At 31.2% G+C, this 14,546-nt stretch carries 11 protein-coding genes; 4 read left to right on the forward strand and 7 right to left on the reverse strand.

What is annotated here, in order from left to right; genetic code table 11:
• Positions 1–603, reverse strand: a complete 603-nt coding sequence (locus tag HMPREF9018_RS01955) for a DUF4254 domain-containing protein (protein ID WP_008447350.1) — start codon at positions 601–603, stop codon at positions 1–3.
• A gap of 448 nt (positions 604–1,051) precedes the next feature.
• On the opposite strand from HMPREF9018_RS01955, the gene HMPREF9018_RS01960 reads away from it, so the two are divergent.
• From HMPREF9018_RS01960 to rnc, 3 genes are all read left to right on the forward strand, one after another.
• Positions 1,052–1,288, forward strand: a complete 237-nt coding sequence (locus HMPREF9018_RS01960; protein WP_004336747.1) for an acyl carrier protein — start codon at positions 1,052–1,054, stop codon at positions 1,286–1,288.
• Between the two features lie 82 nt (positions 1,289–1,370).
• On the forward strand, positions 1,371–2,633 hold the full coding sequence (gene fabF / locus HMPREF9018_RS01965; protein ID WP_008447285.1) for a beta-ketoacyl-ACP synthase II: 1,263 nt from the start codon (positions 1,371–1,373) through the stop codon (positions 2,631–2,633).
• Positions 2,623–3,423, forward strand: coding sequence for a ribonuclease III (gene rnc / locus HMPREF9018_RS01970; RefSeq protein ID WP_008447223.1), 801 nt, complete (start codon positions 2,623–2,625; stop codon positions 3,421–3,423). Before fabF ends, rnc begins: the two co-directional genes overlap by 11 nt.
• Before the next feature lie 208 nt (positions 3,424–3,631).
• Here the strand turns inward: rnc and HMPREF9018_RS01975 are convergent, their stop codons facing one another.
• The 6 genes from HMPREF9018_RS01975 to rnr form a co-directional block, all read right to left on the reverse strand.
• Positions 3,632–4,441 (reverse strand): DUF3108 domain-containing protein, encoded by an 810-nt coding sequence (locus HMPREF9018_RS01975; RefSeq protein ID WP_008447372.1) that lies wholly within the window; start codon positions 4,439–4,441, stop codon positions 3,632–3,634.
• A 521-nt stretch (positions 4,442–4,962) separates the two neighbouring features.
• Positions 4,963–6,009 (reverse strand): glycosyltransferase family 9 protein, encoded by a 1,047-nt coding sequence (locus HMPREF9018_RS01980; protein WP_008447389.1) that lies wholly within the window; start codon positions 6,007–6,009, stop codon positions 4,963–4,965.
• A 4-nt stretch (positions 6,010–6,013) separates the two neighbouring features.
• Positions 6,014–8,077, reverse strand: coding sequence for an Ig-like domain-containing protein (locus tag HMPREF9018_RS01985; RefSeq protein ID WP_008447204.1), 2,064 nt, complete (start codon positions 8,075–8,077; stop codon positions 6,014–6,016).
• A gap of 30 nt (positions 8,078–8,107) precedes the next feature.
• Entirely contained in the window at positions 8,108–9,619 is a 1,512-nt protein-coding gene (locus HMPREF9018_RS01990) for a GH3 auxin-responsive promoter family protein (protein ID WP_008447364.1), read from the reverse strand.
• A 436-nt stretch (positions 9,620–10,055) separates the two neighbouring features.
• On the reverse strand, positions 10,056–11,102 hold the full coding sequence (locus HMPREF9018_RS01995) for a C1 family peptidase (RefSeq protein ID WP_008447402.1): 1,047 nt from the start codon (positions 11,100–11,102) through the stop codon (positions 10,056–10,058).
• A 71-nt stretch (positions 11,103–11,173) separates the two neighbouring features.
• Positions 11,174–13,459 carry a ribonuclease R gene (gene rnr, locus HMPREF9018_RS02000; protein ID WP_008447340.1) on the reverse strand — a complete coding sequence of 762 codons (2,286 nt, stop codon included), beginning with the start codon at positions 13,457–13,459 and terminating at the stop codon, positions 11,174–11,176.
• 79 nt (positions 13,460–13,538) lie between these two features.
• On the opposite strand from rnr, the gene HMPREF9018_RS02005 reads away from it, so the two are divergent.
• The gene (locus tag HMPREF9018_RS02005; protein ID WP_008447355.1) at positions 13,539–14,537 is read left to right on the forward strand and encodes an NAD-dependent epimerase/dehydratase family protein; all 999 of its coding nucleotides are present in this window, start codon (positions 13,539–13,541) and stop codon (positions 14,535–14,537) included.
• Positions 14,538–14,546: the final 9 nt, after the last annotated feature.

A 14,546-nucleotide genomic window follows, 5' to 3' on the forward strand; every position in this document is an offset into this window, starting at 1 on the left:
TTATTTCTTATAAAGAATAGGATTAGTGCTTGGATCATTATACATTTTCATTTGACGATATACTTTCATATACTTTCGCCCACATTTTATATCATCTAATAACTGATCAATAGCTATATTTAAATCTTTTTGTTGTTCTAATAAAATGGCTAATTTAGCTTTACATCTTTCAATATGTTCTTTTGAAGCATCTGTACGCTCTGTTTGCTCTCGCATATGATATATTTTTAGAGCCAGTATAGATAATCTATCTACTGCCCATGCTGGACTTTCTGTATTTATAGTAGCATTAGCAGATGGGTTGACATTAGAATACTGTTGTCTGAAATAAGAATCTATTTGCTCTACTAAATCTGTTCTATCTTGATTAGAATGATCTATACGACGCTTTAAGCTCATTCCTTCCTCCGCATTAATATGTGGATCACGAATAAGATCCTCATAATGCCATTGAACAGTATCTATCCAACACTTTAGGTAAAGACGATTCTCTATAGAATTACGATCATAAGGATTATCAATAGGCGTATTTACGTCATCTTTTATATGATAATCTCTAATAGCCTGATTAAAAATTTTATTACTATTCTCTGTAAATGACATTCTTATGTATTACTTATATTAATTTAAATGCAAATATATAAGAATTTCTGCAATGTGCAAAATAAAAAGCAGCCTTTTTCCTTAATACATATTCTACCTCAAAATACACAAGTTTAATTAATAAATACAACTTTTGAAAATAAATAAAATATAGAAAAATCTATTTTTTAGCAAAAAAAAAGAATATTTAATATTTTTCCGTAGCAATATTATACATAATTATGGTACATTAGATTTCTGAAAATATTATATTTTAATATTTAATTATAATATAGCAATATGACAAAAGATAATAAAATTAAAAAAAAAGTTGCACAATGATATATAGTTTGTGCAATTAAATATACTTTTTTAAGAAAAAAACTTGCACACATAGAAAAAAGATTGTTACTTTGCACACGAATTTTAAGTTTGACAATTAATAATTAAACATTTTAAAATTAAGACTATGTCAGAAATTGAATCAAAAGTAAAAGCTATTATTGTAGACAAACTAGGTGTTGATGAAGCACAAGTTAAGGCTGAAGCAAGCTTCACTAACGATCTTGGTGCAGATTCTTTGGATACTGTAGAGCTAATTATGGAATTTGAGAAAGAATTTGGTATCTCTATTCCAGACGAGCAGGCTGAAAAGATTGCCACTGTTGGTGACGCTATCTCTTACATCGAAGCTAATGCTAAGTAATATCTTTAGCAATAAGAAATACCAAGCAAAAGTAAAATTTTGCTTGGCTTTTTATTTTTAGCTAACTTATAAATTAAACTTAATGGAATTAAAAAGAGTAGTAGTAACAGGATTAGGCGCCGTAACTCCTTTAGGAAATAATCCTGAAGAAACATGGGAAGCAATGCTTGCTGGTAAGAGTGGTGCAGCTCCTATTACTCATTTTGATGCTTCTTTGTTTAAAACGCAATTTGCTTGCGAATTAAAAGGTCTTAATATAAACGATTATATTGATCGTAAAGAGGCTCGTAAGCTTGATCGTTATGCTCAATTAGCTGTTATCAGTGCTATTCAGGGCGTAAAAGATTCTGCTATCAATTTAGAAACTATAGATAAGAATCGTGTTGGTGTTATCTATGGAGTAGGTATAGGTGGTATTAAAACTTTCGAAGAGGAAGTGGGTTATTATGCTAAGAATCAAGAAAAAGGTCCTAAGTTTAATCCTTTTTTTATACCAAAAATGATTGCCGACATTGCATCTGGACATATTAGTATTATGTTTGGTTTCCGCGGTCCCAACTACACTACAACATCGGCATGTGCCTCATCTAGCACAGCACTTGCTGCCGCTTTTAATCAAATTCGTCTAGGTAAGGCAGATGTTATAGTAGCTGGCGGTGCTGAAGCAGCTATTACTCCAAGTGGTGTTGGGGGATTTAATGCAATGCATGCACTATCTACCCGTAATGATGATCCACAAGGAGCATCACGTCCTTTCTCAGCATCTCGTGATGGATTTGTGATGGGTGAAGGTGCAGGCTGTATAATTTTAGAAGAGCTTGAGCATGCAAAAGCACGCGGTGCAAAGATTTACGCAGAGATGGCAGGTGAAGGTGAATCAGCAGATGCATATCATATCACAGCTTCACACCCAGAGGGTCTTGGAGCTAATTTAGTGATGAAAGCAGCTCTTAATGATGCAGGTATGAGCGTAGAAGATATCGATTATATCAATGTCCATGGCACTTCAACTCCTGTTGGTGATATTTCAGAAGCTAAAGCTATAAAAAAACTTTTTGGCGATACTGCTTATAAGCTCAATATTTCATCTACAAAGAGTATGACAGGACACCTTCTCGGTGCTGCTGGTGCTGTAGAAGCTATGGCTTGCATCTTAGCTGTAAAAAACGATATCATTCCTCCTACTATTAATCATAAGGACGATGATAAAGATCCAGAACTGGATTATAACTTGAACTTTACCTTCAACAAGGCTCAAAAGCGTGAAGTACGTGCTGCTCTTAGCAACACTTTCGGCTTTGGTGGTCATAATGCTTGTGTGATTTTCAAGAAATATGCTGAATAAAATATTAGATAGAATAAAGCTCCCTTTCCGTAAAGAAAAGGAGCTTTATTTATCTTTATACCAAATAACAGGCTTTATTCCTCACAACATCTCTTATTATAAAACAGCGCTTTTACATAAAAGTGTATCTCAACGTAACAAGAAAGGTAAACTAATAAATAATGAACGTTTAGAGTTTTTAGGAGATGCAGTACTTGATTGTGTTGTTGCCGATATTGTTTATAATCGTTTTCCTAATAAGCGTGAAGGATTTCTTACTAACACACGCTCAAAAATTGTAAAACGAGAAACACTTAATAAGGTATCAACAGAAATGGGTATTAATAAGATGTTAAAGCAAAATGGGCATACTATAACACATAACTGTAATATAGCAGGTAATGCCTTCGAAGCTTTAGTAGGAGCTCTTTATATAGATCACGGATATAATGCCTGCATGATTTTCATGCGTGACCATGTTTGTGGATGTTTACTTAGCATAGAAAAAATGGCTTATCAAGAAATGAACTATAAGTCGAAACTCATAGAATGGACACAGAAAAATAAAGTTTCTGTTACCTTTGATGAAGTAAAAACATCTATTGATGAGAATGGTAATCCTATTTTTCTTGCTCAAGTTGTTATTGGTAATGTACGCTGCGAAGAAGGTAAAGGGTTTACAAAAAAGGAAAGTCAGCAAAATGCTGCTAAGCTTACTTATAAAAGAATAAGAAGAGAACCTGATTTTGTAAAAAGCATACTTTACACTATAGATACAGAAAATAAAACAAAAGAAAATGTTATAGAATAACAAAACGAATCTATCAACAATAAGTCATAAAGCAGCATATATAACAATAAAAAAGTTAGATATATAAAAATACTCTACATCTATAAAAGTATTTCTATATACACATCAATAAAAATGATAAAAATCCGATTAAAATAAATCATTTAAGATTACATTTTTTAATCGGATTTTTTTCTTATAATACCAAACTAACATTAAAAGTTTGTTATTAATTCACTTGAGAAGTAATCTTATTACGAATACCACGCATAGAAGTAAGAAAAGCTTTAGCAGATCCAAACTTTAAAAACATATCTAAGCGTATAGGAATATGATTCTGATCATCAGTAACAAAGAATGTTGCTATCTTTTTCCATCTTTTTTCATCATATCCATAATAAATAAGTTCTAAACAATTATACTTAATATTGTTATCAGCCTTTATTATTTTTTTACCCTTATACTCTATTTTAGCCTTATTATGGCTATCTCCATCTACTATAGGGAAATATACCACATAACCTTTTTTCCAGCTCTCAGGATTAAAACTACGCGCTCTTAAAAATATACTCATCATATCATATAAGCATTCATTAGAAGTATAATCCTTCCAATAATTCTTTCCCTCAGTACCTATACGATGTTGACGTACCTTACAAACACCATTATGATAAGAATAAAAGACCTCTTCTACCGTATAACGTTTACCCTCTCTTGCACCTTTACGATAATAAAGTGGAACCATATTCTTAGTGTTATAACATAACAAAGTATCTCGTAATACAAAATAATTATCTACCCTATTATTTCCACGTGTTGTCAATGAAGCACGATAAGCAGGAACACCATTATAATTAGAAGATACTGTATACCAAGATGCAGTACCTGCCTTAACCAAAATAAACTTCCAATTATAATAAAGATTATAAGATAAATGTTCCCCACTATTAAAGGCTGTATTTCTAAAAGTACATTGTGCAGATACTCCCATTGTAAAGAATAGAAGAAAAGACAAAATATAAATATTTAATTGTTTCATATACTTTACCCTATTTTATATATTATATATGTTATATTTCTTATTTTTAAAAATAAAAAATATGTAGTATGATGTAATGTGGAAACTTGCATAACTTTTTTATCTTTTTCTTGTTTAATTGCTTATCAACATTATATTTATTATTATCAACAGTTTATTAAATTGCTTTTTTATTGATAATCAGTTTTATATTAAGTTTTCCACAATTTTATTGATCGTTGCAAAGATAATAAGTTTATATCTTTTTTAATAAAATATCTGTGTAAAACTTGTATAAAACATTATTAATAACTATGCGTATATCCACTAATTCTTTGTTATTATCTTGCTATAGTGAATATCCCTATAGTTATTATAAGGTTATTACACTATTTATAAACATAGTTTTCCACAGTTTTTGTTGATAAGATATTAAAAGTATCTTAGCATAAGATATAATAAAAAGAGTTATTAGATTAAGTTCTATTATATATAATAGCTTAGTTTTATTTTAGTAAAATAATAAAAAGAGGAATATGTTACTATCCCTCTTCTATTTTCTTTACTATATCTTCTGGTTTTATAGTATTCATACATGCAAAGTCTTTTCTATAACAAGGTTTGTTGCCAAAGACAGAACACGGTCGACAATAAAGTTTGTTATTTTGTATAGCATCTTTTTCTTTTTGATTCCAACCCATAAATCCGCAATATGGGTGAGTAGCTCCCCAAATACTAATAACTCGTGTTCCTACTAATGAAGCAAGATGCATATTAGCACTATCCATAGATATCATAACATCTAAATTTGATATAAGAGATAATTCTTCTTTTAATCCTTTAAGTTTAGATGCTACACAAACACACTGCGTAAAGAGTTTTTCCCATTCATAAAATGTGTCTAATTCGTTTTTTCCGCCACCAAAAAGAAATAGTTTCCATGTAGGATGAAGTGTGGATATTTGTTGGATAACTTCTTTCATTTTGTTTTTTGGATACATCTTACCACTATGAGCAGCAAAAGGTGCAATACCTATCCAGTGATCAGTATTTTGTTTCTCACCTACTTTATAATATATATTACATGGTTGTATATTACCGTAAGGAATAAATATGCTTTTATGTTTAGCTTTAATATTATATCCTAATGTTTTAAGTACGTCTATGTAGTTATCAAAAGATGTAGGTTGTTGTATAAGTAGTTTGTGTTTTCTTTTACAAAGTTTGTGTTTACCTTTTTTGTGTTTGTTAATATATGCTGTTTGAATACCACTTATTTTAAAACGTAAACGTAGATATTTAGTGCGTAAAACATTATGAAAATCAGCTACTTGTGTAATGTTTTCTCTTTTTAATTTTTTATATAGTTTGTTTAAGCCACTAATACCTAAATAATCTTTCTTTAAGTCGGCACCAATAAAATGTATATTATCATTGAGTCCTTCAAAGAAATCTTTAGCAAATGGGCGTGATAAAACTGTTATTAGTAAGTTAGGATATTGTCTTGCTAATGATGCTATTATGGGTACAGTCATTGCTACATCACCCATTGCAGAGAAACGAATGATGAGTAAGTGATTTGTTTCCATTATTTTATTTCTTTTGTTTTTTATTTTTATGTTTAAAGAAAAAAAGTTTAGTCTTTATTTTCTGCGTATTATCTAAGCCATTTTTTGGATTATATTCTATACCTAATTTTTTTGCTCGTTCTGCATTTCTGCTGCGTGCTTTTCTTACAGTTTCAGCTTTTTGTTTTGTTATAGCACCTGGTTTTTGTTTATAAAGAGGTGTTGATAGCGGATTCCATGTTTCGGTAATATCCCATTTAGCTTTACATTCTATTTGTTTTCCATAATAATAAACGCCTTCAGGTTGTTGTTGTAAAGCATAGTTTCCTGTATCCCATTTACCATTATCGTTACAGTCGTCTATAAGTCGAATATAATATTTGGCAGGATTTATATAATAAAAAACAGCTTTATTATTTTGCATTTGTACCTCTTTTACGGGTTTATCGCTATCATTAATTAGCTGTACTAAACAGTGTTTTCCTTCCATTCCCTTAATATTTAGGGTAAGGGTACTATATTCGTCAAGTGATTTTATGCGTGTACCTTGTTTTATTTTATTAGAAGCTAAACCATAAATATCTGTAAATGCAGCAGAATCGAGTTCTATACTGTATTCATGTCCGGGATCCCATTGTCCAACCATCATTAACTTTCGTGGATTTCCTGCTACAGTTCCCAATTGATATTTAGCTCTATACCATAAGGAATCTATTTTTTCATAAAGATGTATTTTGGTAGTATCTATTTTTGCTAATGGTGTTTCTACTTCAAAAGAAGGGTTTTTATCAGGATCCATTGCAGCATCTACGTTTATACGTATAGTGAGAGGATCTGTAGGCATTGTTGTTTGATAATTTTTACCACGTTCTTTATTTTTGCTTTGTAGCTTCTTCCATTTAGCTATTTTTTCTTGTTTTATTTTTAATCTTTTAGTGTAAGGATCTCGTGAAAGTATTTCCAAAGTATCAGTTTTAGGTATTAATTTTCCTAAGCTATCACTCATATTATAATCTATTTTCATACGAAGTGTATCTTGATTTATCAACGTAGAATCTTTTATCCAATAAGTAATAGTATCTTGGTTAAGACTTGGTTCTTCCAAAAAAGCATTATTTGCATTAAAATTAAGTCCTGTTATTTTTGGTAATTCGTTATCTCCATAGCTATAATATAGTGTGAAATGATTGGCATTTTTTCTTTCTGCTTTTAATAAAAACCTGTTTGTTTGTACTTCAGTAAATGCTCTTAATACTACGTCGTCTGGTAGAAAGTGAGTGTATGGTACACGTTCAATAGATTTTATGTGAAGTGTATCCGACCATAATGTATCTTGTCTTATATCAGGTTTAGAAGATGGTGTGATAACCTCTGGTGTAAAAGCTATTTGTTCGCTCTTTTGATTAAAGAAATAGTTATTATCAGCATCTTTTAAAGCATATATACGATAATCGCCATTGGCTACTCCTTTAATAGAAAAATGTCCTCTGCTGTCTGTGCGTGATACGCGAAGCATAGGTGTTTTTTCAAAAGCAGTATCACTCTGATTGCTATATAGTCCTACGAGAATACCTTTTATAGGTTCTAAGTTTTTAGCCTCTAATACATATCCAGATACCTCCATAGTGTCTATATGGTTACCTGTAGAAAAAGAGTAAGTATAGTTACCTAATGGGTTACCTTCGTTATTATCTGATATAGCATCTGAAAAGTCGATAGTATAAGTAGTGTTAGGTTTTAATTCATCAAGAAGCTTAACACTAATACTTTTACCTTGTCCTTTTATCTCTGGTATTTCTAATTGTGGAGGTGAAACTATAATTTTTTCCGATGCGTTTTCTAATTTGATAAACTCATTAAATTTTATTATTACTCTTTTGTTATTTACATTAATGGCTTTGTCTTCTGGTGATGCTCCTATTACCTTTGGTGGTGTTTCATCATACCAGCCACCATCAGGTTCACCTATTCTGGCACATGAAGTAATTATAAAAATTAAGGTAGTGAAGCCTAAAAGTATTAGTAAAGCTAATTGTAAATATTTATGACTACCTATATATTTTTGCTTATCAGTATGATATTCTTTCATATAGTTTTAAAAAAAAAATGTAATATAGGCTTATTTGTTTAAAGCCAACATTTCTTCGAGGTTAGTACGATTGTTAGATAGACGTGGAATTTTGTGTTGTCCCCCAAGTTTACCCTTATTTTTTAGCCAATCATTAAATAATCCTTTCCGAGCTACTATTATTTCAAGTGGTTGTAATGTAATATCGTGAAAGCGTTTAGCTTCATAATCAGAATTAATTTCTTGTAATTTTTTGTCGAGTATAACAGCAAATTCTGATATACTTTTTGGCTCTTTTGTAAACTCAATAAGCCATTGATGCCGACATTTAGCATTTGTATCCATATAAATGGGTGCCGCGGTATAATCTGATATTAGTGCATCTGTAACTTTACATGCCTCTGCTAAACCTTTTTCTGCGTTATCCATTATAAGTTCTTCACCAAAGGCATTAATAAAATATTTTGTCCTACCAGTGATTATAAATTTATATGGATTTTTAGAAGTAAACTTTATTGTATCTCCTATCATATATCTCCATAATCCACATGAAGTGCTTATAATGATAGCATAGTTGCGATCAAGCTCAATGCCAGATAGTGGAACTATATTAGGATGTTCCTTTCCAAACTCGTCCATGGGTAGAAATTCGTAAAAAACACCATAATCTACCATGAGCATCATACTTTTATCATTGGGATCGTTTTGCACTCCAAAGAAGCCTTCTGAAGCATTATAAGTTTCCATATAGTGCATATCGCTTTTAGTAATGAGTTGTTCATATTGTTTGCGATAAGGTGTAAAAGATATACCACCATGAAAGAATACTTCTAAATTAGGCCATACATCTTCTAAATGTTGTTTACCTGATAATTCCATAACACGCACTAAAACAGATAGCATCCATGATGGAACACCAGAGATATTAGTTATGTTTTTATTTAAAGTTTCCTGTGCTATAAGATCACGTTTTACTTCAAAATCGCTTAAAAGAGCTGTTTGTTTTTTAGGTACTCGTACTAAGTTAGCAAGCGGATTGATATTTTCTATGAGGATAGCACTTAGATCGCCTACTAAAGAATTGGGTAGATTATAATTAGGTGAATGGCTTCCTCCAAGGATTAAGCCCTTTCCTTCAAACATACGACTTTTAGGATTGTTATCTAAATAGCATGCTACCACGTCCGTACTACCTTTATAATGTATGTTTTGTATACCTTCTGGGGTTATAGGTATAAACTTACTTTTATCGTTTGTCGTACCAGATGATTTAGCATACCATTTTACTTTTCCAGGCCATAGGATATTTTCTTCTCCATGCCTCATACGGTCTATGTCTTTTTTTAGTTCTTCGTATGTGTTTATAGGTATGTTTTGTGTAAATTCTTCGTATTTATTTATTGTTGAAAAAAGATGGTTTCTACCATACTCAGTGTTATTTGCTCTATTTAAAAGATATAGCATTACCTCTTGCTGAAGCTCTTCTGTGTGAAGAGTATACTGATCTAACTCTTTTCGACGCGATTTAAAATACAGTTTGTTTACTATACTGGTAAGATTCATTTTACTTTATATTTAAATTACAAAATTACGCTAAAAAAGCCAATTATTGCCGTTTTTCTCAATATTTTAACAGTTTGATAATTAACATAACTATCAATGTAGAAAAAAGTTACAAGTATGCTGTTATTTATGTTTTAATAAATTATGTTTTTATAGATGTTTTGTTTTACTTGCTGATATATATATTTTCTTTAATAAAAATGATATATTTAAATGTAAAACATAAAAGATTAAATATCAAATGATTATGATTCGTTCTAAAAAATAACCTATTTTTGATATAAAAATAGATTAAAAATACACTAAAAATAAATTATTTTTCAATTCGTTTTTTTGTTTTTTATTTTATAGAAGGTGTTTTATTTTAGTATAAAACCTAATTTTTTAAAAGTAAAAACAGCATTACTTTTCATCTTATAGTATATATTATTAATAGTTATTTGATATTATTTTTTACCATAATAGCTATAGTCTTTAGTTTTATGTAATCGTAACTTAAAAATATGAACCCATTAAGAAAATTAGATTTTCCCCAACTATTTTTGCAAAGAACATATTTTTTTCCCTTTTCATCGTGTGCTAATCCTACTATTTCCATTATATGGTCGTCGGTGGTTTGGTAGTTTTCAAATGCTTTTTGTCGCTTTTCAGCAGTTATAGGTAACATATTTTTATTAACATCTGCAATACCTTGTTGCCAGTTAAATCCTTTTTCAGATACATCTCCTTCCCAGCATATAGGGTGATGTTGTTGTATGGAGTGTTCTATAAGTGTAATAATTTTGTTTAAAGGTACATTAAGAAATGTATTATGAAACTTGTTATCAGTTATTTCAAGTGGAAATCGCTGCATAAAGGGGTGATGTAAAAAGCTCGTAACAGCAGTATATTCGTCATTAGTGCATACGCTGTTAGCAAACTCTTGTGGTGTATAAATAGCTCCGTATAAAAACACTTTTTTGGGCATAAAAGCTATGCTTTTATCAAGATAGTTGTCTATATCTTTTGGTGTAACATTATATGAGCTTTTTGTAAGTAGTGATAGCCTTTTAGCCATTACATTATAGCTGGTATTATTAGTTTTATGATAAGCATCTATGTGCTGTAGTCCATATATTTGTAAAAGGTCTATGACCATAGGCATCGTACCTCTTAGGTCGATATTTTTGTTACGATAGTTGCGTTTATTATATAGTCTTTGCATAGCTTGTTCACGTAGATACATGCGCGCAAGGTAGTCTTCACTAAGGTTTACAGAGTCGCCTTTTACTAAGTGTTCTGTCTCTATAGTTGCAAGCATGCCATATATCCAGCAAAGAGGGCTATTTCCTTGATTTTTAATAGGCGTTGTTGGTAGCTTTATATCTATCTTAATATTCCTATTATAGTGTGTTTGTGTATTCTTGTTACAACCTACAAGAAAAATAGTTAATAAGCATAATACTAATATCTTTTTAACAGATATTTTTTTATATTTAATCATCTTTTTCTGTTTTTTGTTGTATATCTTTTCTTATATATTATTTTTACGGTTTGTAATACTCATTATATGTATTATTTTTTACGGCGTTTTTTAGAATATTTTTTATAGTTTTTATTATATGCCGATTTATGTGTATTATTGTTATTACTAACCTTTTTTTCGCTGTCTGCTAATGTAAAGTCGAGCTGTTTCTTTTCTATATTAGCTTTAGCTACTAATATTTTTATAGGATCACCTAACTGATAAATATGATGTCTACGTCGTCCTATAAGACAATAGTTTTTCTCATCAAAGTCGTAATAATCATCTCCAAGGTCACGAATAGGTATCATTCCTTCACAATGGTTTTCATCTATTTCTGCATATAACCCATAGCTTTGTATGCCAGTAATATGAGCATCATAAGATTCTCCTATGTGAGTACTCATAAATTCTACCATTTTATATTTTATAGAGTCTCGTTCTGCTTGTTGAGCAGTCAGTTCCATATCTGAACTATGTTTACAAAGTTCTTCATAATGTTCTTTATTTCCTGATCTTCCACCTTGTTGATAACGTGTAATTAATCGGTGAACCATTGTGTCAGGATATCGGCGTATAGGTGAAGTAAAGTGTGTATAATAGTCGAAAGCTAAGCCAAAATGTCCTATATTATGAATGCTATATTTAGCTTTCATCATAGATCTAAGTGCTATGGTTTGTATAACCTTTTCTTCTTTAGTGCCTTCTACGTCAGCCATAAGCTTATTTAAGGCTCGTGCTGTAGCACCTTTTGTCCCTGTAGATTTGAGTTTATATCCGAATTTGGCAGAAAACTCACGTAAGTTTTCAAACTTTATAGGGTCAGGATTATCATGAATACGATAAGGAAGAGTTTTAGGAGTTTTACCTTTAGCTACTTTTCCTATACTTTCAGCTACAGTTTTATTAGCTAAAAGCATAAATTCCTCTATAAGCTTGTTAGCATCTTTAGAGCGTTTAAAGTAGCAACTTAGTGGTTTTCCATGTTCATCTATCTCAAAGCGCATCTCTTCTCTATCAAAGTTTACACTACCATTTTTAAATCTTTTTTTGCGTAATAATTTAGCAAGGCAGTCTAACTGAATGAGCTGTTTTGCATTTTCTCCTTTATATCCATTTTTATCAGGCTTAGGTGCTGGCATACCTTTTCCATCAATAACACCATTATCTTCTAAAAGTTGTTGCACCTCTTCATACGCATAACGTCTGTTCGACTTAATAACAGTATGTACAATGCGATATTTTTTTATATTTGCCTCATTATCAAGATTAAAAATTACGCTGAAAGCAAGTTTTTCTTCATTAGGGCGTAATGAGCAGATAAAGTTACATAAATGTTCAGGAAGCATAGGTATAGTGCGGTCTACAAGGTAAATAGACGTAGCTCGTTGTTGTGCTTCACGGTCAATGATGTCATTTTCTTTTACGTAGTGTGATACATCAGCTATATGAACACCCACTTGCCATGTATCTTTATCTATTTGTTGTATGGATAGAGCATCATCAAAGTCTTTTGCATCTCGAGGGTCTATAGTACATGTCCATACATCTCTAAAGTCTTCTCTTTGGGCATAATCTTGTTCTGTTATCTTTCCTGTTATTTTGTTAGCAGCATCTTCTACGCGTTTTGGGTATTTATAAGGTAATCCATATTCTGCTAAAATAGAGTGCATCTCAACATCGTTATTACCTGCCTGACCTAAAACATCTATTACTTCGCCTAATATATTTTTGTGTTCAGCATCTGGCCATGCTATTATTTTTACTACAGCAATATCTCCTGTTTGTCCGCCTTTGAGCCGTTTTTTAGGTATAAGAATATCGTGTACAAAAAGGTTGTCTTGTGTTATAAGGAAGGCAATGTCTTTTTCTACGCGCAACTTTCCTACGAATGTGTCTTTCTTCCGTTGCAATATTTCGATCACCATTGCCTCCTTAATATGGTTTTGTCTTCTTGCTAAGAATTCTACTTTTACTCTATCTCCCATTAAAGCAGCCATAGAATTGCGTTCAGAAACAAATATAGGTGTACCTCCGTCATCAGGTAAGAAAGTATTTTTACCATTTGCTTTACGTATAAAAGTACCTTCTTGTACTTGTCCTTTTGTGTTTAGACGATAAGCATTTTCTCCAGCTTTAGCTAAGAAGTCGTCCCAAGCCATTTCTTCCATTACATCTATAGCAAGCATTTTTGCAGGATGTGTAGTAAGTTTGAGAGCTTTGAATATCTCTTTAAAACTAAATATATTATTTGGATTAGCTTGGAAAAAATCGGTTAATATATAGAACAATTGTTTTTTGGTTAATCTTTTTCCAGTTTTCTTTTCTTTTACCATATTAAAATATGTCTTTGATAATTAATCACAAAGTAACGAAAAAGTTTGTATCTTTGCAAGTGTTTCATATAAAAAAAAGATGAAAAAGATACTTATAACAGGAGCTTCAGGCTTTATTGGATCATTTATCGTAGAAGAAGCTTTATCTCAAGGATTAGAAACTTGGGCTGCCGTTCGTAGCAGTTCTTCACGAAAATATTTGCAAGATAAACGTATTCATTTCTTAGAGCTTGACTTTTCTTCGGAAGATAAGCTTTGTGAACAGCTTCGTGGGCATGAGTTTCATTATATAGTACATGCAGCAGGAGCCACTAAATGTCAGGATAAAAACGATTTTTATCGTATAAATGCAGAAGGAACAGCTCATTTTATAAAGGCTATTCGTTCTGTTAAAATGCCAATAGAAAAATTTGTTTTTATATCCAGTTTAAGTATTTTTGGAGCTATAAAGCAGCAACAGCCTTATGCAGAGATAACCGATACTGATATACCAGAGCCTAATACTTATTATGGTAAGAGTAAGTTAGCTGCAGAGGAGCTATTAAAAGAGTATGCAGGAACAATACCTTATGTTATTCTTCGTCCTACAGGCGTGTATGGTCCACGAGAGAAAGATTATTTTATAATGGCTAAAAGTATTAAGCGACATATCGATTTTGCAGTGGGATACCAGCAGCAAGATATCACCTTTGTGTATGTAAAAGATGTTGTACAAGCTGTTTTTCTTGCCATAAAGAAAGGTAAAAATGGTAAGAAATATTTCCTTAGCGATGGCAGAGTATACCAAAGTGTTACCTTTAGTAATATAATTCGTAAGGAGCTTGGTAATCCTTGGTGGATACGTATTACAGCACCTATTTTTGTTTTACGCGTTATTACTTTTTTTGGAGATATAATAGGTAGGATAACAGGTAAGATGAGTGCTCTTAATAGTGATAAATATCATATATTAAAACAGCGTAATTGGCAATGTGATATACAGCCTGCCATTAACGATCTTGGTTATCATCCTAATTATGATCTTATACAAGGTGTTAAAGAAACTATAGCATGGTATAAGGCTAATAAGTGGTTATAAATAATAAAA

It is taken from the genome of Prevotella amnii CRIS 21A-A, assembly GCF_000177355.1.
Classification (GTDB): domain Bacteria; phylum Bacteroidota; class Bacteroidia; order Bacteroidales; family Bacteroidaceae; genus Prevotella; species Prevotella amnii.